The 3,074-nt window shown below is 75.6% G+C and carries 3 protein-coding genes; 2 read left to right on the top strand and 1 reads right to left on the bottom strand.

Annotated elements, in window-relative coordinates:
- The coding region (locus ACWGB8_RS38275; protein ID WP_452218266.1) for a hypothetical protein at positions 1 to 186 on the top strand (186 nt) is incomplete at its 5' end.
- A 115-nt stretch (positions 187 to 301) separates the two neighbouring features.
- Here the strand turns inward: ACWGB8_RS38275 and ACWGB8_RS38270 are convergent.
- On the bottom strand, positions 302 to 1,204 hold the full coding sequence (locus ACWGB8_RS38270) for a TetR/AcrR family transcriptional regulator (protein ID WP_452218265.1): 903 nt from the start codon (positions 1,202 to 1,204) through the stop codon (positions 302 to 304).
- Positions 1,205 to 1,283: 79 nt separating this feature from the next.
- Here ACWGB8_RS38270 and ACWGB8_RS38265 point away from each other — a divergent pair, with 79 nt between their 5' ends.
- Positions 1,284 to 3,023, top strand: a complete 1,740-nt coding sequence (locus ACWGB8_RS38265) for a right-handed parallel beta-helix repeat-containing protein (RefSeq protein ID WP_452218264.1) — start codon at positions 1,284 to 1,286, stop codon at positions 3,021 to 3,023.
- Positions 3,024 to 3,074 lie beyond the last annotated feature (51 nt).

The following is a 3,074-nucleotide window of genomic DNA, read 5'->3' as shown; positions in this document are numbered from 1 at the left end:
CTCCGGAGGACCTCGATGAAGCCCACCGTTCAACCCGCCGATGTCCGCTCCGCCCGCTCCGGGCGCCGCGCGCGCCGGACCCGGCCCGCCGTGCGGGTCCTCGCCCGGCGGGCACTCCTGGGCGCTGCCGGGGCCGCCGGGGCGCTGCCCCTCACGCTCCTCGCCCACTGGCTCACCTCCCGCTGACGAGCACCCGTCGGCGGGCGCCCGGCGACCGGCGTGTGCCCGCGGTCGCGCCGCGCCCCCGGCCCCGGCCCCGGCTCCGGCCCCGGTCCTCGGCCCCGGGGCTACGGAAGGGTGGTCACGGGGTGTGCGGGCGGCGGCGGGCGCGGTAGGCGGACTGGCGGCAGCCCGGGGAGCAGAAGGTGCGGGGACGGCCGGTGGTGGCGGGCGGGAGCGGGGTACCGCAGACCGCGCAGCGAGTTTCGTCACGCGATTCGTCACGACCTTCGTCACGGCCCTCGTCGCGTCCCGCCCTGGCACCGGCCCGCGCGCCGTCCCGGCCGTGGGCGTCGACAAGTGCCTGGACGCCGTCCAGGACCCGGTCCAGGCCGAAGGTGAAGGGGTCGATCGGGGTGTCGTAGCCGCCCGCGTGGTAGATCCGGGCGAGGGTGGGATAGCGGTCCAGGTGCTGGAAGATCGTGCCGCGCTCCTGCCACCAGTCCTCGTCGGCCACGCCGGTGCGGCTCTCCATGGCCGCCGCGGCGGCCAGTTGGCGGGCGGTGCTCTCGACGAACCCGCCGACCATGGTCACCACGGCCACCACCTGGGCGGGCGGCAGCCCGGTGCGGTCCGCCGCGGCCAGGGCCTGCTCGAAGACCGCCACCGCCTGGGGACCGGGCACCGGGCGGTTCGCGGGTGCCTCGGCGAGCCAGGGGTGGCGGCGGTGCACCTCCAGCCCGGCCAGGGCCCAGGCGGTCAGCTCCGCACGCCAGTCGGCGCCCTCGGACGCGGCCTCCGGCACGAGCGTCTCGCCCAGGACCTCGTCCCGCATCAGGTCGACGAGTTCGGCCTTGCCGGGCACGTGCCGGTAGAGCGCCATGGTGGTGTAGCCGAGCGCCTCGGCCACCCGTCGCATGGAGGCGGCGGCCAGGCCCTCGGCGTCCGCGAGCCGGACGGCCGCGTGCACGATCCGTTCGAGGCTGAGCGCGCCCGCGGGGGGCGTGCTCCACAGCAGTTCGGTGCTGCGCTCCGGGTCCACCATCCTGACTCCCTTCTTGACTCCCTGCCGGTGTACACGATACACAGGGCGGTCTATGGTGTACACAGCCGAGGGAGGGCCCATGCCTGCCGAATTCTTCGTCGATCCGCACGGCGATGACAACGCACCCGGTACCCGGGAGCAGCCGTTCGCCACCCTCGAACGCGCCCGCGAGGCCGCCCGGGCGGGTGACGTGGTGAACCTGCGGGCCGGATTCCACCGGCTGGCCCGTCCGCTGGAGCTGACCGCCGAGCACTCCGGTGTGACCTACCAGGCGTACGGCTGGGCGACCGGCGAACCGGAGGAGGCCGTCGTCAGCGGCGGCCGGGTCGTGGACGGCTGGGTGCGGGGCGAGGACGGGGTGCGCCGCGCACCGTCGGGCCCGGCGCCCGTGCGGCAGTTGTCCGTCGACGGCCGCCGGGTGCCGCGGGCCGAAGCCCCGCTGGACGGCGCCGCGGCCCCCCGGGTGACCGGGGTGAGCGAAGTGGGCCACCTGCTCGAAGGCCCCGAACTGACGGGCGACGCGGTCGAGTTCGTCTACCGCGGGGCCTACCCGTGGTCGGAGGCCCGGCTCCCGGTGGCCCGCCTCCACAAAGCCCAGCCCGCCCGGGCCGGCCGGTGGGAGGCCGTCATGGCCCAGCCCGCCTTCGCCCGGGCGCACGCGCTCTACCGCGCGGTCGGCGCCTGGGAGGGGGACGGCGTCGTCCGGGAGTCCAACGGGGCCGAGCGGCCGGCGTTCGCGGTGAACAGCCCCGCCCTGCTCACCCCCGGGACCTTCGCGCACAGCGACGGCGTGCTGCACCATCTGCCGTTGCCCAGCGAGGAGTTCGGGCCGGGCAGCGGAGAGGCGGTGGTCCCCGTACTGGAGGTCCTGCTGCACGCCGCCGGGGTGCGCGACGTCAGTTTCCGGGGGATCACCTTCGCCGATTCCACCTGGCTGCGCCCCGCCTCGGACCGGGGCTACGTGCACTACCACGGCAACGGGCACTACGACGGCGGCGAGCTGATGGTGGTCGAGCTGGGGGCGGAGGAGGCCGACGGGCGGGTGACGGTACCCGTCGAGTCGGCGTCCATGCCCGGCACGGTGGTGTTCGAGAACGCGTCCGGGGTGCTCGTGGAGGGCTGTCGCTTCACCCGACTCGGCGCGGTGGCACTGGAGTTCAGGGGCGAAGGGGCGGACAACACCGTACGCGGCAACCTGGTCGAGGAGGTGTGCGGCGGCGGCATCGTGATCGGTGACGGCGCCGCCCGGCACCGGGTGGAGCGCAACCGGGTGCGCCGGGTCGGCCTGGAGCACAGCGGCTCGCCCGCCGTCCTGGTGTCCGGCGCCGCCGACACCGTGCTGGCGCACAACGAGGTCGCCGAGACACCGCACGCGGGCATCGTGGTGTACGGCGGGCACGGCACCCGGGTGCTGAACAACCTGGTGCACGACACCATGCAGGTCCTGGCGGACGGCGGCGGGATCTACCTCTCCGGCCCGCAGGGGACCTCGCCCGAGGACGGGGCGCTGGTGCGGGGCAACGTGGTGCGCGACACCGTCACGCCGTACAACTTCGGCCTCTACCTGGACTACGGGGCGGCCTGGGTCACCGTCGAGGGCAACGCGGTGCTCCGCGCGGACACGCCGATCGCCCTGCACGTCGCACCGCCGCTGGAGGAGGTCGTCTTCCGGGGCAACCTCTGGGACGCCGACCCGGGCGACGCCCCGGCGGGCGTACGACTGGAGGGCAACACCGTCCTGCCCGCGGAGTCCTTCGAGGCCGACCCCGCCGTGGCCGCAGTCGTCGCCGCGGCCGGGCCGGATGCCGTGCGGGACTGAACCCCGGGGCGGCTTCGTAGCTGCGGCCGTCACCGCGGGCCCCCGCGGTGA

Source organism: Kitasatospora sp. NPDC054939, assembly GCF_053610105.1.
The sequence above is the reverse complement of the archived record's forward strand: the minus strand, read 5'-3'. Positions and strand labels throughout refer to the sequence as shown.

Coding starts and splice junctions, on each gene's coding strand:
- ACWGB8_RS38265 (WP_452218264.1), top strand. CDS start 1,284: ATGCCTGCCGAATTCTTCGTCGATCCGCACGGCGATGACAACGCACCC.
- ACWGB8_RS38270 (WP_452218265.1), bottom strand. CDS start 1,204: ATGGTGGACCCGGAGCGCAGCACCGAACTGCTGTGGAGCACGCCCCCC.